The sequence below is a fragment of the Azospira sp. APE16 genome, from assembly GCF_047901315.1.
Lineage (GTDB): Bacteria > Pseudomonadota > Gammaproteobacteria > Burkholderiales > Rhodocyclaceae > Azospira > Azospira oryzae.
In genome coordinates this window covers 715,649-736,029 of sequence record NZ_CP179682.1, presented here as the reverse complement: position 1 = coordinate 736,029, position 20,381 = coordinate 715,649, and the positions used below count along the sequence as shown (strand labels likewise).

The following is a 20,381-nucleotide window of genomic DNA, read 5'->3' as shown; positions in this document are numbered from 1 at the left end:
AGTACGACAGGTTGTATTTCAATGCTTGCCCGGGAGTTTGGTCTCAACTCGCCGCCCGGGCCCGGACGGGTAATATCAATAATGGCGCGGCGAGCGCCACCAGCCACGCCAGCCCCAGGCGGCGCGGTTACCCATCAGGAAAGCATTGAACTTGCGGGTCACGGTGAAGTGTCGATTCGGAGTCGGTATCGATTTAAGCGCCGGCCGCCCAACGGGCCGCTGCGACGAGGTCCGATACTAGCGCATCGCAATCGGCGCTGTCTACGGGCCGGCCTTCGTTGTAGCCGTAGGGCACGCAAATCACCGGACAGCCGGCAGCCCGGGCCGACTCGATGTCGTTGAGGGAATCGCCCACGTGCAGGTTGAGGCCCGGCTCGGTAGCCAGCAGAGCGCAGGCATGGAGCAGGGGCTCGGGCCGGGGCTTCTTGAAGGCCAGGGTGTCGCCGGAGATGACCACCTCGAAATAAGCGGCCAGGCCCATGCGCTCCAGCAGCGGCCCGGTAAAGGCGGCCGGTTTGTTGGTCACCACCCCCAGGGACAGGCCGAGGGCGCGAAAGGCCTCCAGGCCGTCCACCACGCCGGGATAGACGGTGCTGGCCCGGCCGTTGATGTCGGCGTAGTGCCGGCGGAAAGCCGCGATGCCGGCTTCCAGCAGGGACGCTTCGGGGGCGGCTTCCCAGGTCAGGCAGCGCTCTACCAGCACCGCCATGCCCTTGCCGACGAAACGATGGATGTCGTCATCCATGCGGGGCGGCTGGCCCAGTTCGGCCAGCATGGCGTGGCAGGCGGCCGCCAGGTCGGGGATGGAGTCGACCAGGGTGCCGTCCAGGTCGAAGGTGGCGGAACGAAGGGGCATGGCGAATTCCGGGTCAAGGCGGCGGCAAGGAGACGGATGGGGCGGGTGAGGTTGTCTGATAGTCACTTCCCCGGAGAAGCAACAGGGACGGCAACTCCAGGCATGCCATGCCGGAGACTGGCGTCCCTATTGGCTTTCAGCCTAGGCGCTGGCGAGCTGCTGGCGCAGGGCGGCGATGACCGAGTCGTAGCGGTTGGGATCGCTGTCCTGACCGGCGCCATAGACGGCGGAGCCGGCGACGAAGGTATCGGCCCCGGCCCGGGCGATCTCGGCGATGTTGTCCACCTTCACGCCGCCGTCGATTTCCAGGCGGATCTGGCGGCCGCTACGGGCTGTGTAGGCATCGATCCTGGCCCGGGCTTGGCGCAGCTTGTTGAGGGTCTCGGGAATGAACTTCTGGCCGCCGAAGCCCGGGTTCACGCTCATCAGCAGCACCACGTCCAGCTTGTCCATGACGTGGTCCATGTAGTGCAGGGGCGTGGCCGGGTTGAAGACCAGGCCGGCCTGGCAGCCGCTGTCCCGGATCAGGCCCAGGCTGCGGTCCACGTGCTCGGAGGCTTCCGGGTGGAAGGTGATGATGTTGGCGCCGGCCTTGGCGAAATCGGGAATGATGCGGTCCACCGGCTTGACCATCAGATGCACGTCGATGGGCGCCGTGGTGTGGGGGCGGATGGCTTCGCAAACCAGGGGGCCGATGGTCAGGTTGGGGACGTAATGGTTGTCCATGACGTCGAAGTGGATCCAGTCGGCCCCGGAGGCGATGACCGAGCGGACCTCCTCCCCCAGCTTGGCGAAATCGGCGGAAAGGATACTGGGAGCGATGAGATGCATGGCGGCGGCCTTGTGGGGGTTGGTGTGACAGAAAGGTGATTTTATCGTGAACCCACGCCGAGGCCGGCTTGTCAGAGTGCACACAGTGATGTGCAATGAGACTTTCCACCCCACAGACCCGAGACCATGGCCGAAAGCAAAAAATACGAAATCGCCGTGACCACCGTGCCCCAGTACCTGGCCGAGCAGTCGGACCCGGACGCGGAGCGCTACGTGTTCGCCTACACCATCACCATCCGCAACATCGGCACCGTGGCCGCCCAGCTGATCTCCCGCCACTGGCTCATCACCGACGCCAACGAGGAGGTCCAGGAGGTGCGGGGCCTCGGCGTGGTGGGGCACCAGCCCCTGCTGCAGCCCGGCGAGAGCTTCGAGTACACCAGCGGCGCCTCCCTCAGCACGCCCGTCGGCACCATGCGCGGCAGCTACCAGATGGTGGCGGAGGACGGCACCCAGTTCGAAGCGGACATTGCCGAGTTCGCCCTGGCCGTTCCCCGGGTACTGCACTGAGACGCCGGTGGGCCTGCAACACAGCTATGCCCTGATCGCCCCGTTCTACGATGCAGCCCTGGCGGCGGCAACCCGGGGAGCCCGTCGCCAAAGCCTGGGCGCCCTGCCCCAGCCCCCGTCGGACGTGCTGCTGCTGGGCATCGGCACCGGCCTGGATATTCCCCACCTGCCCCGCCAGCACCGCTACACCGGGCTGGACCTGACCCCGGCCATGCTGGCCCGGGCCTGCCGCCGCAGCGGCGGTCTGGACTTCGCGCCGGTGCGCGGCGACGCCCGCCGCCTGCCCTTTGCCGACGCGTCCTTTGACGCCGTGGTGCTGCACCTGATCCTGGCGGTGGTGCCGGAGCCCCGCCTCTGCCTGCAGGAAACCGCCCGGGTGCTGCGCCCCGGCGGCACGGCCCTGATTTTCGACAAGTTCCTGCAACCCGGGCAGCGGGCGCCCCTGCGCCGGCTGCTGTCGCCCCTGGTCAGCCGGCTGGCGACCCATCTGGACGTGGTTTTCGAGACCGTGCATGAAAGCGAGGCGGCCCTGCAGCTGGAGTCCGACAGGCCGGCCCTGGCGGCCGGCTGGTTCCGCCTGATCCGCCTCCGCCGCCGCTGACGGCCGCTCCTAGCGCACGTGCAGGTAGCTGGGATTGTCGATCAGGCTGACGGCCTGACACAGGGCTTCCACCGCCTTGGGCCGGGTGAAGCCGACCCGCCAGGCCAGGGCCACCCGCCGCGACGGGGCCGGGGCCTTGAAGGGCACCACACTGATGAGGTCCGTGGAATAAGGCTTGCAGAGGGCACCGGCCGGCAGTACGGAGAGGCCGAAGCCGGAGGCCACCATGCAGCGGATGGTCTCGATGGAATGGCCCTGCCGCACTTCCGTGTCGGAACCGCTGATCTGGGGACAGGCGTCCATCACCTGGTCGCGGAAGCAGTTGCCGGCCTTGAGCAACAGCACCTCCTCCGCATCCACCTCGTCCGAGGCGATTTCCTGCTTGTCCTGCCAGGGATGGCCCTGGGGCACCACCACCTTGAACGGCTCGTCGTAAAGGGGCCGCGTCACCACGCCGGGCAGCTCGAAGGGCAGGGCCAGGATGGCCGCATCCACTTCCCCGTGGCGCAGCATGTCGGCCAGGGTGGCGGTCATGTTTTCCTCGATGGCCAGGGGCATGTCCGGGGCAATCTGGCGCAGGGAGACGATCAGTTCGGGCAGGAGGTAGGGGCCGATGGTATGGATCACGCCCAGCTTCAGTCCGCCCTCCAGCTGGTTGCGTCCCCGGTGGGCGATCTGGCGCACCCGGTCGGCCTCTTCCAGGGCCCGGGCCGCCTGGGCCACCACCTGCTCGCCCACATCGGTCAGGGTCACCTGGCCCTTGCCCCGCTCGAACAGGATCACGCCCAGGTCTTCCTCCAGGCGCTGGATGGCAACGCTCAAGGTCGGCTGGCTCACGGAGCAGCGTTCCGCCGCCCGGGAAAAGCGGCCCTCCTGCGCCAGGGCGACGATGTAACGCAATTCGGTCAATGTCATGGCTGTCCTCCCAGAACTCAGCACGTTGGTCTTGCCCGGTATGTTCCGGACTATAGGCAACCGCTATGGCGGCAATAGACAAACCCTATATAACCCATTGATTTGTCGCCGCATTATACCTAGCCAAGGATGCCGGACCGGGCTCGTCTGGGCTTTGGTTGACCTAACGCAAAGAGGCCCGGCATCCGGTGCACGACGGCCCACCACAGACAGCACGACTCAAGTCCGCGCCCCGGCGGCCGTTAAAGAAACATAAGGACAACGGCGACAGACCAAGGCCATGGCAGACAACCTGGAACGACTGGAACAATTGATCGAGAGCATCCTGCGCGGCGAGCGGGAAAGCAGCATGACCATCACCCAGCTCATGGAGCGCCTCTCCCAGCCCCTGCAATGCGAACGGCTGCTGGAGGAAATGCACTGACCCAGGCCAGCCCTCGGCCCCGCCCCAACGACCCGCCCCGGCGGGTTTTTTGTTGCCTGTCGCTGACTGCCGAAGCCTCCGCAGGCCCATAAAAAAACCCGCCGTGAAGGGCGGGTTTCTTCGACGCAGCTACAGCTGGCGTTCAGCTGCGGTAATCGGCGTTGATCTTGACGTAGTCGTAGGAGAAATCGCAGGAGTAGATGCAGCCCTGGGCGGTGCCCCGGGCCAGATCCACCCGCACGGTGATCTCGGCATTCTTCATGATGCGGGAACCGTCCTCTTCCTTGTAGGCGGCAGCCCGGCCGCCCTTTTCCGCCACCAGCACGGCATCGCTGCCGCTGGCCAGCCAGACGCGGATCTGGCCCACGTCCAGGTCGGCGATGCCGGCATAGCCGATGGCTGCCAGGATGCGGCCCAGGTTGGGGTCGGAGGCGAAGAAGGCGGTTTTCACCAGGGGCGAATGGCCGATGGCATAGCCCACCTTGCGGCACTCTTCCAGGTCCTTGCCGCCTTCCACCGCCACGGTGATGAACTTGGTGGCACCTTCGCCATCGCGCACGATGGCCTGGGCCAGTTCGATGGAAACGGCGACGATGGCCGCCTTCAGGGGCGCCCAGGCGGGATCGGCGCCATCCTTGATGCGCAGGCCGCTCTGGCCGGTGGCCATGACGATGAAGGAATCGTTGGTGGAAGTGTCGCCATCCACGGTGATGCAGTTGAAGGACTGGTCCGCCGCCTCCTTGGCCACCTGCTCCAGCAGATGCTGGGGAATGCCCGCATCGGTGGCGAGGAAGCCCAGCATGGTGGCCATGTTGGGCTTGATCATGCCGGCACCCTTGGAGATGCCGGTGATGGTGACGCTCTTGCCGCCGATCTCGACCTTGCGGGAGGCGGCCTTGGCCACGGTGTCCGTGGTCATGATGCCGTGGGCTGCCGCATGCCAGTTGTCGGCCTTGAGGTCGGCGATGGCGGCGGGCAAGCCGGCCTGCAGACGATCGACGGGCAGGGGCTCGAGAATGACGCCGGTGGAGAACGGCAGGATCTGGCGATCCTCATCCAGCCCGAGCAGGCCGGCCAGGGTGGCGCAGGTCTGCATGGCCGCCTGCAGGCCGGTCTCGCCGGTACCCGCATTGGCGATGCCGGTGTTGATCACCAGGGCCCGGATTTCCGACTCGCCGGCCAGATGCTTGCGGCACACCTGCACCGGGGCTGCACAGAAGCGGTTCTGGGTGAACACGCCGGCCACGGTGGAACCGGGGTCCAGGGCGATCACGGTCAGGTCGCGCCGATTGGCCTTGCGGATACCGGCTTCGGCAGTGCCGAGGCGGACACCGGCAACAGGGAACAGGGCTTCGGGGGCAGGCGTGGCGTAATTGACGGGCATGAATCTCTCACCGCAGGGAATAAAAGAAAACGCAGAGGGTAGCAGGTCGCCCCCTCTGCGTCAGTTCAGTTTTTATTTCAGTTGAGCTTGCCGTGGCAGTGCTTGTACTTCTTGCCGCTGCCGCAGGGGCAAGGATCGTTGCGCCCCACCTTGGGACCGGCCTGGGCCGGCTGCTGGCCGGCTTCCTCGCCCTCGCCGTCCGCGGTACCCAGCACCTCGTCGTAGTCGGCATGGTGGTATTGCACGTTTTCCACCCCGGGCTGTTCCACTTCGCTCACGTCCTCGGGCGAACGGACCTGGACGGTGAGGAGCAGCTTGGAAACCTCGTTGCGGATACTGTTGAGCAGGCCTTCGAACAGTTCAAAGGCCTCCCGCTTGTATTCCTGCTTGGGGTTCTTCTGGGCGTAGCCGCGCAGGTGGATGCCCTGACGCAGATGGTCGAGGGCGGCCAGGTGCTCGCGCCAGTGGCTGTCCAGGCTCTGCAGCATGACGTCCCGCTCGAACTTGCGGAAGACGGAAGGATCGGAAACCAGGGCCACCTTGTCGGCATAGGCCTGGTCGGCGGCGGCGATCACCCGGTGCAGCAGGTCCTCGACGGAGAGAGTGGTGTCGGCCTGCACCCATTCGGCCACCGGCAGGGTGAGCAGGAACTCGGCTTCCAAAGCCTTTTCCAGCCCTGGCAGGTCCCATTGCTCCTCGACGCTGTCCGGCGGCACATAGAGGTGGAACAGATCGGCCACCACCCCCTGGCGCATGGCCTGGATGGTTTCGGAAATGTCGTCCACTTCCAGCAGGTCGTTGCGCTGGGCGTAAATCACCTTGCGCTGGTCGTTGGCTACGTCGTCGTATTCCAGCAACTGCTTGCGCATGTCGAAGTTGCGGGCCTCCACCTTGCGCTGGGCGGATTCCAGGGAGCGGGTCACCAGAGGATGCTCGATGGCCTCGCCCTCGGGCATCTTCAGGCGCTCCATGATGGCCTTGAGGCGGTCACCGGCGAAGATGCGCAGCAGCGGGTCGTCCAGGGACAGGTAGAAGCGGGAGGAACCCGGATCGCCCTGACGACCGGCCCGGCCCCGCAGCTGGTTGTCGATGCGGCGGGACTCGTGGCGTTCGGAACCGATGATGTGCAGGCCGCCGGCGGCCAGCACCTGGTCGTGCACCGGCTGCCATTCGGCCTTGAGGGCGGCGATCCTGGCTTCCTTGGCGGCATCATCCAGGGACTCGTCGAGGCGAACGGCATCAATCTGCTTCTCGATGCTGCCGCCGAGGACGATGTCCGTACCGCGACCGGCCATGTTGGTGGCGATGGTGATCATGCCGGGACGGCCGGCCTGGGCCACGATCTCGGCCTCCTTGCCGTGCTGCTTGGCGTTGAGCACCTGGTGCGGTAGCTTTTCCTGGTCCAGCAGGCGGGACAGCAGCTCGGAATTCTCGATGGAGGTGGTGCCCACCAGCACGGGCTGACCCCGCTGGTGGCAGTCCAGGATGTCCGCCTTCATGGCCGCGAACTTCTCGGCGGCGGTGCGGAACACCTGGTCGTTGTGGTCCTTGCGCTGGGCCGGGCGGTGGGTCGGGATCACCACGGTTTCCAGACCGTAGATTTCCATGAACTCGTAGGCTTCGGTATCGGCCGTACCGGTCATGCCGGCCAGCTTGCCGTACATGCGGAAGTAGTTCTGGAAAGTGATCGACGCCAGGGTCTGGTTTTCGTTCTGGATGCGCACGCCTTCCTTGGCTTCCACCGACTGGTGCAGACCTTCGGACCAGCGGCGGCCGGGCATCAGGCGGCCGGTGAACTCGTCCACGATGATGATCTCGCCGTTCTGCACCACGTACTGCTGATCCTTGTGGAACAGGTTGTGGGCCCGCAGGGCGGCATTGAGGTGGTGCACCAGGATGATGTTGGCGGCTTCGTAGAGGCTGCGCCCCTCTTCCAGCAGGCCGACGCGGGCGAGGATTTCCTCGGCATGTTCGTGGCCCTGCTCGGACATGTGCACCTGGTGGCCTTTTTCGTCCACCCAGTAGTCGCCTTCGGAGTTTTCGTCGGCGGCCCGGGTCAGCAGGGGCACCACCTGGTTCATGCGCTGGTACAGCTCGGTGTGGTCCTCGGCCTGGCCGGAGATGATCAGGGGAGTACGGGCCTCGTCGATGAGGATGGAGTCCACCTCGTCCACGATGGCAAAATTGAGACCCCGCTGCACCCGCTCACCGGCCGCATAGACCATGTTGTCGCGCAGGTAGTCGAAGCCGAATTCATTGTTGGTGCCGTAGGTGATGTCGGCAGCGTAGGCAGCCAGCTTCTGCTCGTGGGGCATCTGGGACAGATTGACCCCGACGGACAGCCCCAGAAAACGGTGCAGCCGGCCCATCCACTCGGCGTCGCGCTGGGCCAGGTAGTCGTTTACGGTAATGACGTGCACGCCCTTGCCGGAAATGGCATTGAGATAGGACGGCAGGGTGGCCACCAGGGTCTTGCCTTCGCCGGTGCGCATTTCGGCGATCTTGCCGTAGTGCAGCACCATGCCGCCAATCATCTGCACGTCGAAGTGCCGCATGCCCAGGACACGCTTGCCGGCCTCCCGCACCACGGCGAAAGCTTCCGGCAGCAGGTCGTCCAGGGTTTCCCCCTGGGCGTAGCGCTGGCGGAACTCGTCGGTCTTGCCGCGCAGGGCATCGTCGGACAAGGCGCTGATGGCGGCCTCGAACCCGTTGATTTTCTGGACGATCTGGGAATATTGCTTGATCAGCCGATCATTGCGGCTGCCGAAGATTTTCTTGAGGAGTCCGGGGATCATCGTGAGAGACGCTTAGGCGTCCGTTAGCGGGAAAGGGGCGATTCTACCACGCTAAGGAAGGCCGCCAATTTGGGGAAAATCAAAGGAAACGGGACGAAGGACTCGTCCCGCCGGGGATGCAACTAGTGACGGGACGCCAGCTGGGAACCCTGCTGCAGGAAGCGGGCCGGATTCTGGGCCACGCCCTGGAAGCGCACCTCGAAATGCAGATGGGGACCGGTGGAACGCCCGGTATTGCCGGTGGCGGCAATCAGCTGTCCACGCTTGACCAGTTGGCCGACCCGCACGTTGATCTTGGACAGATGGGCGTAGCGGGTGGAAAAGCCGTTGCCGTGGTCGATCTCGATCAGGTTGCCGTACTGGGGATGCATGCTGCCCTCCACCACCACGCCGCCGGCGGCGGAAACCACGGGCGTACCGACTTCGGCGGAGAAATCCACGCCTTCGTGCATGGCATTGACCCCGGCGATGGGATCGGAACGCACCCCAAACCCGGAGCCGATGCCGGCGCCCTGGATCGGCAAGGTGGTCGGCAGCAGCACCTTCTTGATGCGCTGGTCCATCAGCTGGTTTTCCAGAACACGCATGAAATCGACGCGCTGATCCACCAGCGCAGCCATGCGGTCCAGTTCCTGAAGCAGTTCGTCCGAGGACTTGATGGAGGTGTCGCGAAGGGAAGTGGGCAACAGGGGACCGCCCTGACCGCCGCCCTTGGCCACCGGCAACAACTGCCCCTTGTCTGCCGGTTTCATGCCTGCCAGCACGGAAAGGCGCTCGCCCATGGAATCCAGGTGCAGTAGCTGGGCCTGCATCTCGCCCAGGCGGCCGGCCATGACATTCAGATTTTCCCGCATGAACTCCTGGGTTTTCTGGTTTTCCTGGCGCTGTGCTGCCAGTACCAGATCCTGTACCAGGGGCAGGCGGAAGTGTACGGTGAGCCAGGAAAAGGCCATGGCGGCCAGCAACACCAGCACCATGAAGCCAGCCCCGAGGGAAAGGATCACCTTGGGGGTCAGGCTGACGGTCTTGGTGGTTGCCAGGCGGTCAGACACCAGAATAATATGCACGATGCTTCTCCTCGAAGTGATCCATGCACGAACCAGTTGAAAATTATCTTGGCAGAGCGGACGGAGCGGCCTCGGTCCTGGCCCATGCCCGACTCTTGATGCGCGCCCAGCGCGCCTACGACAGCTTTGCTCCGGGCCCGCTGGCGCGCTCGAGCAGTGTCGCGAATATCAAGTTGGGGAATGTCGTTATCCACGCCGATAACGGCGCGGTCGCTGCCAAATTGCGTCAGATGGCGCAAAGTTTGGCCGGCGAATTCTTGAAAAGGGGCTTTGAGTGTAACGGCGTGACCATCAAAGTGCAAGCACGCCCCCCCGCCGTGGCGCTCCCCTCTTCCACCCTCAAACCCCTGTCGGCAAGCACCGGCAATGAGCTCAAACAGCTGGCAGCCCAGCTGCCGGATGACTCCCCCCTGAAACGCGGCCTGGAAGGACTCCTGGCCCGGGCGGCGATCAAAGCGGAATGACGGCCACCCGCTCCAGCACCAGGAGCGCGAATATCAGCAGGGCCAACATCAGGGAATAGCGGAAGACCCGCCAGGAGAAATTCAGGTATCTGGCCTGGCGGGTGAACACATAGGCCACCACGCCCGCAGCCACGGCGATGACCGTGAGGACGGCCAGGATGCGCAGGAGGAACAAGGCGGCCTCCCGCGCCGGCTCAGGCCGCCTGGACCGGCAGCTCCAGCCAGCGGGCGACGCCTGCCGGAGCCTGGGACTGGTCTTCGAAGGTGGCCCACTCCCAGGACTCGCGCTCCTGCAGCAGCTGGCGGGCCAGCATGTTGTTCAGGGCATGACCCGACTTGTGGGCGGTGAAAGCTGCCAGCAGGGGATGGCCCAGCAGGTAGAGGTCGCCCACCGCATCCAGCACCTTGTGTTTGACGAACTCGTCGCCATAACGCAGGCCGTCGCTGTTGAGCACCCGGTATTCGTCGAGAACGATGGCGTTCTCCAGGCCGCCCCCCAGGGCCAGGCCGTTTTCCCGCAGCATCTCCACATCCTGCATGAAGCCGAAGGTACGGGCCCGGGCTACTTCCCGGGTGTAGGACTGCTCGGCGAAGTCGACGCTGACGGACTGGGCCGACTTGTCGATGGCCGGATGGTTGAAAATGATGGAGAAGGTCAGCTTGTAGCCGTCGTAAGGCTCGAAGCGGGCCCACTTGTCGCCATCCCGCACCTCGATGGGGCGCGTGACGCGGATGAATTTCTTGGCTGCCGGCTGCTCTTCGATGCCGGCCGACTGGATGAGAAAGACGAAAGGCGCGGCGGAACCGTCGAGGATCGGCACTTCGGCCGCATCCAGGTCCACGTAGGCATTGTCGATGCCCAGGCCGGCGAAGGCCGACATCAGGTGTTCCACCGTCCCCACCTTGACCCCATCCACCTCCAGGCAGGAACACATGCGCGTATCACCCACCAGCAGGGCGTCGGCATGGATTTCCACGGGCTGGGGCAGATCCACGCGACGGAAGACGATGCCGGTATCGGGCGCGGCAGGACGCAGGGCCATGGTGACCTTGACGCCACTGTGCAGACCGACGCCGGAGGCGCGGATCAGGGATTTGAGGGTACGTTGTTTCAACATGTCGGCAATCGTTTTTCCGCTTCAAAATCAAAGCGAAGACGGAATAAGGGGGGAGCCCGCATTCTAGCACGAAGGCGGACTCCCCCTTAAGGAGGCGTTTTGTTACAACACGTTACCGCAGGTCTGGGCGACCGCCAGACGCCGGTCACCCCGGCGGGAGGCAGCGCCGTCCGCTTGCCCGTCAGACGGGCAGGCAAAGACGCCCGGCCGGTCGCCCCCGACCCTTAGTCCGCCTGCTTGCGCAGGAAGGCCGGGATGTCGTAACGATCGACGCCGCTGTTGGCCAGGGCTTCGACGGTGGCGTTGCGGCCCTTGCGGATGACGGCAGGCACGGCGTCCAGCTGGCCGTAGTCGATGGCCATGGGAGCGTCGTCGGTACCGGTACGCACGGCGGTGTTGATCACCTCGAAGGACTGGCGGCGGGCTTCCGCCTTGCCCAGGCCGGTGGCGACCACGGTGACGCGCAACTGCTCGCCCATGGCTTCGTCGAACACGGCGCCGAAGATGATGTGGGCGTCCTCGGCGGCGAATTCCTTGATGGTCTTCATCACCTCGTTCACTTCCTTCATCTTCAGGCTGCGGGAGGCGGTAATGTTCACCAGCACACCGCGGGCACCGGACAGGTTGATGCCTTCCAGCAGGGGAGAAGCCACGGCCTGTTCGGCAGCGATGCGGGCCCGATCCACGCCGGAAGCGTAGGCGGAGCCCATCATGGCCATGCCCATTTCGCCCATGACGGTGCGCACGTCTTCAAAGTCCACGTTCACCAGACCGGGGAGATTGATGATTTCGGCGATACCGCCCACGGCATTGCGCAGGACGTTGTCGGCAGCCTTGAAAGCCTCTTCCATGGAGACATCGTCGCCCAGGACTTCCATCAGCTTGTCGTTGAGGATCACCACCAGGGAATCGACGTGCTTCTGCAGCTCGGCGATGCCGGCCTCGGCGGCCTTCAGGCGCTTGCCTTCGAAGCCGAAGGGCTTGGTCACCACGGCCACGGTGAGGATGCCCATTTCCTTGGCCACTTCCGCCACGATGGGAGCGGCGCCGGTACCGGTGCCGCCGCCCATGCCGGCGGTGATGAAGACCATGTTGGCGCCCTTCAGCTGCTCGGCGATGCGCTCCCGCTCTTCAAGGGCAGCGGCGCGGCCGGCTTCCGGCTTGGCGCCGGCACCGAGGCCGGAGGCACCGAGCTGCATCTTGTCGGCTGCCATGTTGCGGCTCAGGGCCTGGGCATCGGTGTTGGCGGCGACGAACTGCACGCCGTTCACCCCTTCACGGATCATGTGATCCACGGCATTGCCGCCGGCACCGCCGACGCCAACCACCTTGATCACGGTTCCGCTCGATTCTTCTTTATCAATAATTTCAAACATGGATCGCCTCCTTCAATTAACCACATTCAAACTTGCGTTGAACAAAACAGCTTGCATAGAAACTTTTTAGAAATTCTTCTCGAACCAGGACTTCATGCTGGAAAACACCTGCTTGACGCTGCGCGTCTCCTGCACCTTCAGACCCCGCTTGCGCTGGGTCTGGGCCTCGATCAGCAGGCCGAAGGCAGTGGAGAAGCGCGGGCTCTGCACCACATCCGCGAGGGCGCCGGCGTACTTGGGCACGCCCAGGCGCACCGGCATGTGGAATATCTCTTCGCCCAGCTCGATCATGCCGGGCATCACCGAAGCGCCGCCGGTGAGGACGATGCCGGAAGACAGCACCTCGTCGAAGCCGGAACGGCGCAGCTCGGCCTGAATCAGTTCGAACAGCTCCTCCACCCGGGGCTGGATCACGTCGGCCAGGGCGCGGCGGGAGAGCTTGCGGCTGGGGCGGTCGTCCACCCCGGCCACCTCCAGCACCTCTTCCGGGTCGGCCAGCTGGGACAGGGCGCAGCCGTACTTGCGCTTGATGTCCTCCGCCTCCCGGGTGGGGGTGCGCAGGGCCATGGCGATGTCGTTGGTGACCTGGTCGCCGGCGATGGGGATGACCGAGGTGTGGCGGATGGCGCCCTGAGTCCACACGGCGATGTCGGTGGTGCCGCCGCCGATATCCACCAGGCACACGCCCAGATCCTTCTCGTCCTCGGAGAGCACAGCGAAGCTGGAGGCCAGGGGCTGCAGCACCAGGTCGTTCACCTCCAGGCCGCAGCGGCGCACGCACTTGACGATGTTCTGGGCGGCGGAGACGGCGCCGGTGACGATGTGCACCTTCACTTCGAGGCGGAAGCCGCTCATGCCGATGGGCTCGCGGATGCCGTCCTGGTCGTCGATGATGAATTCCTGGGTCAGGATGTGCAGGATCTCCTGGTCGGCCGGGATGGGCATGGCGCGGGCGGTCTCGATCACCCGGTCCAGGTCCATGGTGTTCACTTCCTTGTCCTTGATGGCCACCATGCCGTTGGAGTTGAAGCTCTTGATGTGGCTGCCGGCGATGCCCGTATAGACGTTGGCCACCTTGCAGTCGGCCATCAGCTCCACCTCCTGGATCACCCGGGAAATGGCACTGACGGTCTCCTCGATGTTGACCACGACGCCTTTTTTCAGCCCCTTGGAATCCTGGCTGCCCATGCCGATGACGTTGAGACGCCCCTCCGGGGTGATCTCCGCCACCAGCGCCACGATCTTCGAGGTGCCGATGTCCAGGCCGACGACCAGTTCCTTGCTATCCCTGCTCATGATGTTCCTTTGCCTTCGCTACTTTTTGCATTGCACTCATTTCCCCGCGGCCGCCAGTCGCAGGGCGAAACCGTTGGGGTACCGCAAATCCACCACCTGGGGCCGGGGCGTGCGCTCCGCCAGCACCGTGTGATAAATCTCGATGAAACGTGACAGTCGCTGGCCCACCGGCGCCTTGGGCTGCTCCCGCCCCAGCTCCAGCACCATGCCGTCGTCCAGCTTCAGCTGCCAGGCCAGCCGGGGCGACAGCACCAGCTGCAGCGGCTGCCGCCCGGTGGGCTGCAACTGCCGGGAAAACTCGTCGAAACGGCGCAGCACGTCCGGAGCCGTGCCGATGGGGCCGTTCAGCTGGGGCAGCCCTTCCCCCCGGGACTGGGGCAGGCTGGCGGCGAACACTTCGCCGTAGGTATTCACCAGCTGGCCGCTGCCCTCGCCCCAGCGCGCCGCCGGACGATGCTCCTCGACCCGCACTTCCAGGCGGGAAGGCCAGGCCCTGCGCACCTCCGCCTTGCGCACCCAGGGCAGCTTTTCCAGGGCGGTACGCAGGGCATCCAGATTGACGCTGAAGAAATTGCCCCGCACCAGACCGGACAGGGCCCGCTCCACTTCGCCCCGCTGCACTTCGCGCAGTTCCTGGGCGAACACCACTTCCTTGAGGGGGAACAGGGGCAGGCGGGCGGCGCCCAGGCCCAGCGCCACGAGCAAAGCCGCCGCGCCCGCTGCAAGCAGCAGGTCGGCTACGGCCGTCATGAGCTGGGGCTTGTGCCACATGTCGCCTCGCTGTCCTTAGCCCAGGGTGGCGAGGGCCAGGACCCTCAGCACCAGCTGTTCGTAATCCATGCCCGCCACCCGAGCCGCCATGGGCACCAGGGAGTGGTCGGTCATGCCGGGGGAGGTATTCACCTCCAGGTAGTAGTGGTTGCCGGCCTCGTCCATGAGGAAGTCCACCCGGCCCCAGCCGCGGCCGCCGATGGCCCGGAAAGCCTTCAGGGCGCCGGCCTGGATCTCGGCCTCCTTCTCGGCGGGAAGGCCGCAGGGGCACAGGTAGCGGGTGTCGTCCCGCAGGTACTTGGCTTCGTAGTCGTAGAACTCGTTGGCCGGCTCGATCTTGATGATGGGCAGGGCCCGCATGTCGTCGCCCTGGCCGATGATGGCCACGGTGTATTCGCCGCCGGTAATGCCCTGCTCCACCAGCACCAATTTGTCGTGCTCGGCGGCGGCGGCGTAGGCGGCCTGCAGGCCGCCCTCGGCCTTGACCTTGGAGATGCCGATGGAGGAGCCCTCGCAGGCCGGCTTGACGAACAGGGGCAGGCCCAGCTCCTCTTCCACCTCGGCGAAATCGCTGTGTTCGTTCACCAGGGCATAGGCCGGCACCGGCAGGCCCACGGCCTGCCACATCAGCTTGGTGCGCCACTTGTCCATGCCCAGGGCGGAGGCCAGAACGCCGCTGCCGGTATAGGGGATGCCCATCAGCTCCAGGGCGCCCTGGATGGTGCCGTCTTCGCCGAAGCGGCCGTGCAGGGCGATGAAGGCCCGGTCGAAGCCCTTCAGCTCGTCCAGGGAACGTTCCGCCGGATCGAAGGCGTGGGCGTCCACGCCCTGGTGCTGCAGGGCCGCCAGCACGCGGGAGCCGCTGTTGAGGGAAACGGCCCGCTCGGCAGACTTGCCGCCGAAGAGAACCGCCACTTTGCCGAAATCCTTGTTCATTGCTCTCTCACACACTCACTTACTTGGCCGCCGGCTGGGCGGCTAATTTGGCCGGGATGCCGCCGATGGAACCGGCACCCATGGTCAGCACCACATCACCGTCCCGGACGCAATCCAGAATGGTCTGCTGCATGGCGGCGATGTCCTCCACGAACACCGGCTCCACCTTGCCGCCCACCCGCAGGGCCCGGGCCAGGGCCCGGCCGTCGGCGGCGACGATGGGTTGCTCGCCGGCCGCATAGACGTCGGCCAGGAGCAGGGTATCCACGGTGGACAGCACTTTCACGAAATCTTCGAAGCAGTCCCGGGTGCGGCTGTAGCGGTGGGGCTGGAAGGCCAGCACCAGGCGGCGCCCGGGGAAGGCGCCGCGAGCGGCGGCCAGGGTGGCGGCCATTTCCACCGGATGGTGGCCGTAGTCGTCCACCAGGGTGAAGCTGCCGCCGGTCGGGCAGGCCACTTCACCGTAACGCTGGAAGCGCCGGCCGACGCCCTTGAATTCGGCCAGGGCGGTGACGATGGCTTCGTCAGCCACGCCCACCTCGGTGGCCACGGCAATGGCGGCCAGGGCGTTGAGCACGTAGTGGCGGCCCGGCAGGTTGAGGGTGATGGACAGGCGGGTGGTGCTGCCATTGACCCGCACCGCGTCGAACTTCATCTGGCCGCCGGCCTCGACGATGTTCTCGGCGTAGACGTTGCAGGTAGCCGGGTCCAGGCCGTAGCGGATCACCTGCTTGGGCACCTGGGGCAGGATCTCCCGCACATTGGGGTCATCCACGCACAGCACCGCCACGCCGTAGAAGGGCAGGCGGTTGAGGAAATCGACGAAGGCGCCCTTGAGCCGGCCGAAGTCGTGGCCGTAGGTTTCCATGTGGTCGGCGTCGATGTTGGTGACGATGGAAATCACCGGCGACAGCAGCAGGAAGGAGGCGTCGGACTCGTCAGCCTCGGCCACCAGGAAATCGCCGGAGCCCAGGCGGGCATTGGCGCCGGCCGCATTGAGACGACCGCCGATGACGAAGGTGGGGTCCAGACCGCCTTCCGCCAGGATGGAGGCCACCAGGCTGGTGGTGGTGGTCTTGCCGTGGGTGCCGGCGACGGCGATGCCCTGCTTCAGGCGCATCAGCTCGGCCAGCATCTGGGCCCGGGGCACCACCGGGATGTGGGCCTCCCGGGCCGCCACCACTTCCGGGTTGTCGGCCTTGACGGCGGTGGAGACCACCACGGCGTCGGCACCGGCGATATTGGCCGCATCGTGGCCCTTGATGACCTTGGCGCCCTGGGCGGTGAGGCGGGCCGTGGCGGCGTTCTCGCCCAGGTCGGAGCCGGACACCTGGTAGCCCAGATTGAGCATGACCTCGGCGATGCCGCTCATGCCCGAGCCGCCGATACCGACGAAATGCAGATGTTTGATCTTGTGTTTCATTCTTTGCTCGCAGCTTCCATGCATGCCTTGGCCACCATGGCCGTGGCATTGGGCTTGGCCAGCTCCCGCGCCTTCTCGCCCATCTGGGCCAGCTGGCTGCGGGGCATTTCCTTGAGAAGCGCCAGGCGCTCCGGCGTCAGTTCGTTCTGGGGCAGGAGGATGGCTCCGCCCACCTGGGTCAGGAATTCGGCATTGCCGGTCTGGTGGTCGTCCACCGCATGGGGATAGGGCACCAGGATGGCCGGCACGCCGGCGGCGGCCAGCTCGGCCACGGTGAGGGCGCCGGCGCGGCAGATCACCAGGTCGGCCCATTCGTAGGCGCCGGCCATGTCGTCGATGAAAGGCACGCAGTGGGCGGCGACGCCGGCGGCGTCGTAGCCGGCCTTGAGGGCGTCGATCATCTTCTCGCCGGCCTGGTGCACCACCTGGGGCCGCTCGGCCTCGTCGAACAGGGCCAGGGCCTTGGGTACCGTGTCGTTGAGGGCCTGGGCGCCCAAGCTGCCGCCCACCACCAGCAGGTGCAGGTTGCCTTCCCGGCCTTCGTAGCGCTTCAGGGGATCGCCCAGGGCGGCGATTTCCGGACGCACCGGGTTGCCCACCCACTCCCCGTTCTTCATCACGTCGGGGAAGCCGGTGACCACCCGGTCGGCGACGCCGGCCAGGACCTTATTGGCCAGGCCGGCGACGGAATTCTGTTCATGCACCACCAGGGGCTTGCCCAGCAGGGCGGCCATCATGCCGCCGGGGAAGGTGATGTATCCGCCCATGCCCAGCACCACGTCGGGCTTGACCACGCGGATGGCGCGGAAGGCCTGCCAGAAGCCCCGCAGCAGATTGAGGGGCAGCAGCAGCTTGCGCAGCAGGCCCTTGCCGCGCAGGGCGCCGAACTTCACCGGCACCAGGGGGAAGCCGCGCCGGGGCACCAGCCGGGCTTCCATGCCCGCCGGATTGCCCATCCACACCACGTTCCAACCGGCCTCGTGCATGTAGTCGGCCACCGCCAGGGCGGGGAAGATGTGGCCGCCGGTGCCGCCAGCCATGACCAGCAGGGTCTTCTGGCTCATACCTTGCCTCCCCGCATCAGTTGTCGATTCTCCCAGTCCACCCGCAGCAGGATGGCCAGGGCCACGCAGTTGGCCACCACGCCGGAGCCGCCGAAGCTCATCAGGGGCAGGGTCAGGCCCTTGGTGGGCAGCAGGCCCATGTTCACTCCCATGTTGATGAAGGACTGCACCCCCATCCAGATGCCGATGCCCATGGCCACCAGGGCCGGGTAGAGGCGCTCCAGGGCCACCGCCTGGCGGCCGATGGCGAAGGCCCGCTGCACCAGCAGGGCGAACAGGCCCACCACCACCAGGACGCCGACAAAGCCCAGCTCCTCGGCGATCACAGCGAGGAGGAAGTCGGTATGGGCTTCGGGCAAATAGAACAGCTTTTCCACGCTGCCGCCGAGACCGACGCCGAACAGCTCGCCGCGGCCGAAGGCAATCAGGGCGTGGGACAGCTGGTAGCCCTTGCCGAAGGCGTCGGACCAGGGGTCCATGAAACCGAAGAGACGGTCGCGCCGGTAGGGGGAGACGATGATGAGGATGGCGAAGGCGGCCAGCAGCACCACGAACAGCACGGCGAAGAGCCGGGCCCGCATGCCGCCGAGGAAGAGGATGCCGATGGCGATGCTGATGATGACGACGAAGGCACCGAAGTCCGGCTCCTTCAGCAGCAGGCCGCCGATCACCACCATGGCCCCAGCCATGGGCAGGAAGGCCTTCTTCAGGTCGTGCATGTGGGGCATCTTGCGCACCGTGTAGTCGGCGGCGTAGAGCACGGCGAACAGCTTCATCAGCTCGGACGGCTGCAGGTTGGCAAAGCCCAGGGGCAGCCAGCGGCGGGCGCCGTTCACGTCCCGGCCGATGCCCGGAATCAGCACCACGGCCAGCAGCACGGCACCGGCCAGGAACAGCCAGGGCGCCAGTTCCTGCCACACCTTGACCGGCACCTGGAAGGCCACGGCAGCGGCCACCATGGCGACGCAGAGAAAGACGCCGTGGCGGATGAGGAAGTAGGCCGGCTGGTAGCCGAAGGCCTTGCTGCCCTCGGCGGTGGCGATGGAGGAGGAATAGACCATCACCAGCCCCAGGGCCAGCAGGCCGAGGACGGACCAGAGCAGGAGCATGTCCACTTCCGTGGGCTCCTGGCGCGGTTGATTGAGGGCCTGGACCATGCTCATGCCCGGCCCTCCAGCTGTTGCACCGCGTCGATGAAGGCCTGGGCACGGTGGGCGTAGTTCTTGTACATGTCCAGGCTAGCGCAGGCCGGGGACAGCAGCACCGCGTCGCCGGCCTTGGCCTGGGCGGCCAGCCAGGCGACGGCGGCGGCCATGTCGGCGAAGGATTCAGTGGGCAGGCCGCAGCCGGCGATGGCCTGGCCGATGGCCGGGCCGTCCTTGCCGATCAGGGCCACAGCACGGCCGTGCTGCTGCAGGGCTGCCTTGAGGGGCGAGAAATCCTGGCCCTTGCCGTCGCCGCCGAGAACGATGGCCAAAGGCCGGCCCAGGCCCTCGATGGCGGCCAGGGTGGCGCCCACGTTGGTGCCCTTGGAGTCGTCGTAGTAATCGACAGCGCCGATGCGGGCCACGTGTTCCACCCGGTGGGGCAGACCCTTGAAGGCCTTGAGGGCGGGCAGCACGGCGGCGGGGGCGACGCCCACCGCCTCCAGCAGGGCCAGGGCGGCCATGGCATTGGCGGCGTTGTGCAGGCCGGTCAGCTGCATCTCGGCCAGGGCCAGCAGCTTGTCGTTGCCGCGCATCAAGCAGCCGTCAGCAATACCGTAATCCAGTGCCCGGCCCGGCTGGTCCAGGCCGAAGGTGACGAAATTGCGGCCGCAGCGGCCCAGGCCCAGGCTGCGGTCGTCGTCCCGGTTGAGGATCATGGCGCCCTTGCCCTGGAAGATGCGGGCCTTGGCCTCGGTGTAGCGGTCCATGGAGCCGGCGTAGCGGTCCAGGTGGTCTTCCGAGACGTTGAGCACGGTGGCGGCGTCGGCGTTGAGGCTGTGGGTGGTTTCCAGCTGGAAGCTGGACAGTTCCAGCACCCACAGCTGCGGCAGGTCGTTGCCGTCGAGGGCGTCCATCAGGGCGTCCAGGGCGGCGGGGGAGATGTTGCCGGCGACCCGGGTGTTAAGGCCGGCGGCGACGCCCAGGGCGCCGGTAAGGGCCGTGGTGGTGGTCTTGCCGTTGCTGCCGGTGATGGCGATGACCTTGGCGGCGGGGCTGTAGCGGCCCAGGGCCCAGGCAAAGAGTTCGATTTCGGAAACCAGGGGCGCGGCGCCGGCCACGGCGCTCACCTGCTCCACCGGCACCCCCGGGGAAATAGCAATAAAGTCGGCGACGAAATCTGCCCCGGCGAAGGTGCCGGCCTGGAACGGGCCGGTGACAAGCTCCGCAGACGGCACGGCGCTGCGGAAGGCGTCTGCATTGGGCGGCAGGGCACGGCTGTCGGCGACGCGCACCCGCGCGCCTTCCCGGGCCAGCCATTTGGCCATGGCCAGGCCGGACTCGCCGAGTCCCACTACCACCGCCTGTTTGCCTTGGACGTTCATTTCGTTCTATTGCCTTCGCT

The 20,381-nt window shown here is 66.1% G+C and carries 20 protein-coding genes; 4 read left to right on the top strand and 16 right to left on the bottom strand.

What is annotated here, in order from left to right; genetic code table 11:
* Positions 1-193: 193 nt before the first annotated feature.
* Both ACLSSQ_RS03720 and rpe read right to left on the bottom strand, forming a co-directional pair.
* A complete protein-coding gene (locus tag ACLSSQ_RS03720; RefSeq protein WP_416243826.1) occupies positions 194-856 on the bottom strand; it encodes a phosphoglycolate phosphatase in 663 nt (220 codons plus the stop codon).
* Positions 857-997: 141 nt separating this feature from the next.
* On the bottom strand, positions 998-1,687 hold the full coding sequence (gene rpe, locus ACLSSQ_RS03715; RefSeq protein WP_416243825.1) for a ribulose-phosphate 3-epimerase: 690 nt from the start codon (positions 1,685-1,687) through the stop codon (positions 998-1,000).
* Positions 1,688-1,813: 126 nt separating this feature from the next.
* Here rpe and apaG point away from each other — a divergent pair, with 126 nt between their 5' ends.
* Both apaG and ACLSSQ_RS03705 read left to right on the top strand, forming a co-directional pair.
* Positions 1,814-2,197: a Co2+/Mg2+ efflux protein ApaG gene (gene apaG / locus ACLSSQ_RS03710; RefSeq protein ID WP_014235344.1), complete on the top strand. Its 384-nt coding sequence runs from the start codon at positions 1,814-1,816 to the stop codon at positions 2,195-2,197.
* Positions 2,198-2,204: 7 nt separating this feature from the next.
* A complete protein-coding gene (locus tag ACLSSQ_RS03705; RefSeq protein WP_416243824.1) occupies positions 2,205-2,798 on the top strand; it encodes a class I SAM-dependent methyltransferase in 594 nt (197 codons plus the stop codon).
* Positions 2,799-2,807: 9 nt separating this feature from the next.
* Here the strand turns inward: ACLSSQ_RS03705 and ACLSSQ_RS03700 are convergent, their stop codons facing one another.
* Positions 2,808-3,713: a LysR substrate-binding domain-containing protein gene (locus ACLSSQ_RS03700; RefSeq protein ID WP_014235346.1), complete on the bottom strand. Its 906-nt coding sequence runs from the start codon at positions 3,711-3,713 to the stop codon at positions 2,808-2,810.
* Between the two features lie 280 nt (positions 3,714-3,993).
* Between ACLSSQ_RS03700 and ACLSSQ_RS03695 the strand changes: the two genes are divergently transcribed.
* Positions 3,994-4,137 carry a hypothetical protein gene (locus ACLSSQ_RS03695; protein ID WP_165397474.1) on the top strand — a complete coding sequence of 48 codons (144 nt, stop codon included), beginning with the start codon at positions 3,994-3,996 and terminating at the stop codon, positions 4,135-4,137.
* A 142-nt stretch (positions 4,138-4,279) separates the two neighbouring features.
* Here ACLSSQ_RS03695 and argJ read toward each other — a convergent pair whose 3' ends face one another.
* The 3 genes from argJ to ACLSSQ_RS03680 all read right to left on the bottom strand — a co-directional run bounded on the left by argJ (position 4,280) and on the right by ACLSSQ_RS03680 (position 9,383).
* Complete coding sequence (gene argJ, locus ACLSSQ_RS03690; protein WP_416243823.1) at positions 4,280-5,521, bottom strand: bifunctional glutamate N-acetyltransferase/amino-acid acetyltransferase ArgJ; 1,242 nt, start codon at positions 5,519-5,521, stop codon at positions 4,280-4,282.
* Between the two features lie 77 nt (positions 5,522-5,598).
* Positions 5,599-8,316: a preprotein translocase subunit SecA gene (gene secA / locus ACLSSQ_RS03685; RefSeq protein WP_416243822.1), complete on the bottom strand. Its 2,718-nt coding sequence runs from the start codon at positions 8,314-8,316 to the stop codon at positions 5,599-5,601.
* Positions 8,317-8,438: 122 nt separating this feature from the next.
* Complete coding sequence (locus tag ACLSSQ_RS03680) at positions 8,439-9,383, bottom strand: M23 family metallopeptidase (protein WP_416243821.1); 945 nt, start codon at positions 9,381-9,383, stop codon at positions 8,439-8,441.
* A gap of 23 nt (positions 9,384-9,406) precedes the next feature.
* On the opposite strand from ACLSSQ_RS03680, the gene ACLSSQ_RS03675 reads away from it, so the two are divergent.
* Entirely contained in the window at positions 9,407-9,847 is a 441-nt protein-coding gene (locus tag ACLSSQ_RS03675) for a DciA family protein (protein WP_416243820.1), read from the top strand.
* Here the strand turns inward: ACLSSQ_RS03675 and ACLSSQ_RS03670 are convergent.
* The 10 genes from ACLSSQ_RS03670 to murD all read right to left on the bottom strand — a co-directional run bounded on the left by ACLSSQ_RS03670 (position 9,834) and on the right by murD (position 20,361).
* A complete protein-coding gene (locus tag ACLSSQ_RS03670) occupies positions 9,834-10,022 on the bottom strand; it encodes a hypothetical protein (RefSeq protein WP_014235352.1) in 189 nt (62 codons plus the stop codon). The two genes, ACLSSQ_RS03675 and ACLSSQ_RS03670, sit on opposite strands and share 14 nt — an antisense overlap.
* 19 nt (positions 10,023-10,041) lie before the next feature.
* Positions 10,042-10,965 carry a UDP-3-O-acyl-N-acetylglucosamine deacetylase gene (gene lpxC, locus ACLSSQ_RS03665; RefSeq protein WP_014235353.1) on the bottom strand — a complete coding sequence of 308 codons (924 nt, stop codon included), beginning with the start codon at positions 10,963-10,965 and terminating at the stop codon, positions 10,042-10,044.
* A 224-nt stretch (positions 10,966-11,189) separates the two neighbouring features.
* Positions 11,190-12,341, bottom strand: a complete 1,152-nt coding sequence (gene ftsZ, locus ACLSSQ_RS03660; RefSeq protein ID WP_014235354.1) for a cell division protein FtsZ — start codon at positions 12,339-12,341, stop codon at positions 11,190-11,192.
* A 66-nt stretch (positions 12,342-12,407) separates the two neighbouring features.
* Entirely contained in the window at positions 12,408-13,640 is a 1,233-nt protein-coding gene (gene ftsA / locus ACLSSQ_RS03655) for a cell division protein FtsA (RefSeq protein WP_414635387.1), read from the bottom strand.
* A 33-nt stretch (positions 13,641-13,673) separates the two neighbouring features.
* Positions 13,674-14,408 carry a cell division protein FtsQ/DivIB gene (locus tag ACLSSQ_RS03650; RefSeq protein ID WP_014235356.1) on the bottom strand — a complete coding sequence of 245 codons (735 nt, stop codon included), beginning with the start codon at positions 14,406-14,408 and terminating at the stop codon, positions 13,674-13,676.
* Positions 14,409-14,423: 15 nt separating this feature from the next.
* Positions 14,424-15,344, bottom strand: coding sequence for a D-alanine--D-alanine ligase (locus ACLSSQ_RS03645; RefSeq protein WP_416243819.1), 921 nt, complete (start codon positions 15,342-15,344; stop codon positions 14,424-14,426).
* A 19-nt stretch (positions 15,345-15,363) separates the two neighbouring features.
* A complete protein-coding gene (murC, locus tag ACLSSQ_RS03640) occupies positions 15,364-16,767 on the bottom strand; it encodes a UDP-N-acetylmuramate--L-alanine ligase (protein ID WP_287874918.1) in 1,404 nt (467 codons plus the stop codon).
* Positions 16,764-17,831 carry an undecaprenyldiphospho-muramoylpentapeptide beta-N-acetylglucosaminyltransferase gene (gene murG, locus ACLSSQ_RS03635; RefSeq protein WP_416243818.1) on the bottom strand — a complete coding sequence of 356 codons (1,068 nt, stop codon included), beginning with the start codon at positions 17,829-17,831 and terminating at the stop codon, positions 16,764-16,766. Before murG ends, murC begins: the two co-directional genes overlap by 4 nt.
* Positions 17,828-18,994 (bottom strand): putative lipid II flippase FtsW, encoded by a 1,167-nt coding sequence (gene ftsW, locus ACLSSQ_RS03630; RefSeq protein WP_130459175.1) that lies wholly within the window; start codon positions 18,992-18,994, stop codon positions 17,828-17,830. Before ftsW ends, murG begins: the two co-directional genes overlap by 4 nt.
* Positions 18,991-20,361: a UDP-N-acetylmuramoyl-L-alanine--D-glutamate ligase gene (gene murD, locus ACLSSQ_RS03625; RefSeq protein ID WP_416243817.1), complete on the bottom strand. Its 1,371-nt coding sequence runs from the start codon at positions 20,359-20,361 to the stop codon at positions 18,991-18,993. The genes ftsW and murD overlap by 4 nt, the downstream gene beginning before the upstream one ends.
* Between the last annotated feature and the right edge of the window lie 20 nt (positions 20,362-20,381).

Bases quoted from the DNA above. Each gene is read 5' to 3' on its own strand.
- ACLSSQ_RS03650 (WP_014235356.1), bottom strand. From the start codon at position 14,408: ATGTGGCACAAGCCCCAGCTCATGACGGCCGTAGCCGACCTGCTGCTT.
- argJ (WP_416243823.1), bottom strand. From the start codon at position 5,521: ATGCCCGTCAATTACGCCACGCCTGCCCCCGAAGCCCTGTTCCCTGTT.
- murD (WP_416243817.1), bottom strand. From the start codon at position 20,361: ATGAACGTCCAAGGCAAACAGGCGGTGGTAGTGGGACTCGGCGAGTCC.
- ACLSSQ_RS03720 (WP_416243826.1), bottom strand. From the start codon at position 856: ATGCCCCTTCGTTCCGCCACCTTCGACCTGGACGGCACCCTGGTCGAC.
- ACLSSQ_RS03695 (WP_165397474.1), top strand. From the start codon at position 3,994: ATGGCAGACAACCTGGAACGACTGGAACAATTGATCGAGAGCATCCTG.
- rpe (WP_416243825.1), bottom strand. From the start codon at position 1,687: ATGCATCTCATCGCTCCCAGTATCCTTTCCGCCGATTTCGCCAAGCTG.
- ACLSSQ_RS03700 (WP_014235346.1), bottom strand. From the start codon at position 3,713: ATGACATTGACCGAATTGCGTTACATCGTCGCCCTGGCGCAGGAGGGC.
- secA (WP_416243822.1), bottom strand. From the start codon at position 8,316: ATGATCCCCGGACTCCTCAAGAAAATCTTCGGCAGCCGCAATGATCGG.
- apaG (WP_014235344.1), top strand. From the start codon at position 1,814: ATGGCCGAAAGCAAAAAATACGAAATCGCCGTGACCACCGTGCCCCAG.
- lpxC (WP_014235353.1), bottom strand. From the start codon at position 10,965: ATGTTGAAACAACGTACCCTCAAATCCCTGATCCGCGCCTCCGGCGTC.
- ftsZ (WP_014235354.1), bottom strand. From the start codon at position 12,341: ATGTTTGAAATTATTGATAAAGAAGAATCGAGCGGAACCGTGATCAAG.
- murC (WP_287874918.1), bottom strand. From the start codon at position 16,767: ATGAAACACAAGATCAAACATCTGCATTTCGTCGGTATCGGCGGCTCG.
- ACLSSQ_RS03675 (WP_416243820.1), top strand. From the start codon at position 9,407: ATGCACGAACCAGTTGAAAATTATCTTGGCAGAGCGGACGGAGCGGCC.
- ftsW (WP_130459175.1), bottom strand. From the start codon at position 18,994: ATGAGCATGGTCCAGGCCCTCAATCAACCGCGCCAGGAGCCCACGGAA.
- murG (WP_416243818.1), bottom strand. From the start codon at position 17,831: ATGAGCCAGAAGACCCTGCTGGTCATGGCTGGCGGCACCGGCGGCCAC.
- ACLSSQ_RS03645 (WP_416243819.1), bottom strand. From the start codon at position 15,344: ATGAACAAGGATTTCGGCAAAGTGGCGGTTCTCTTCGGCGGCAAGTCT.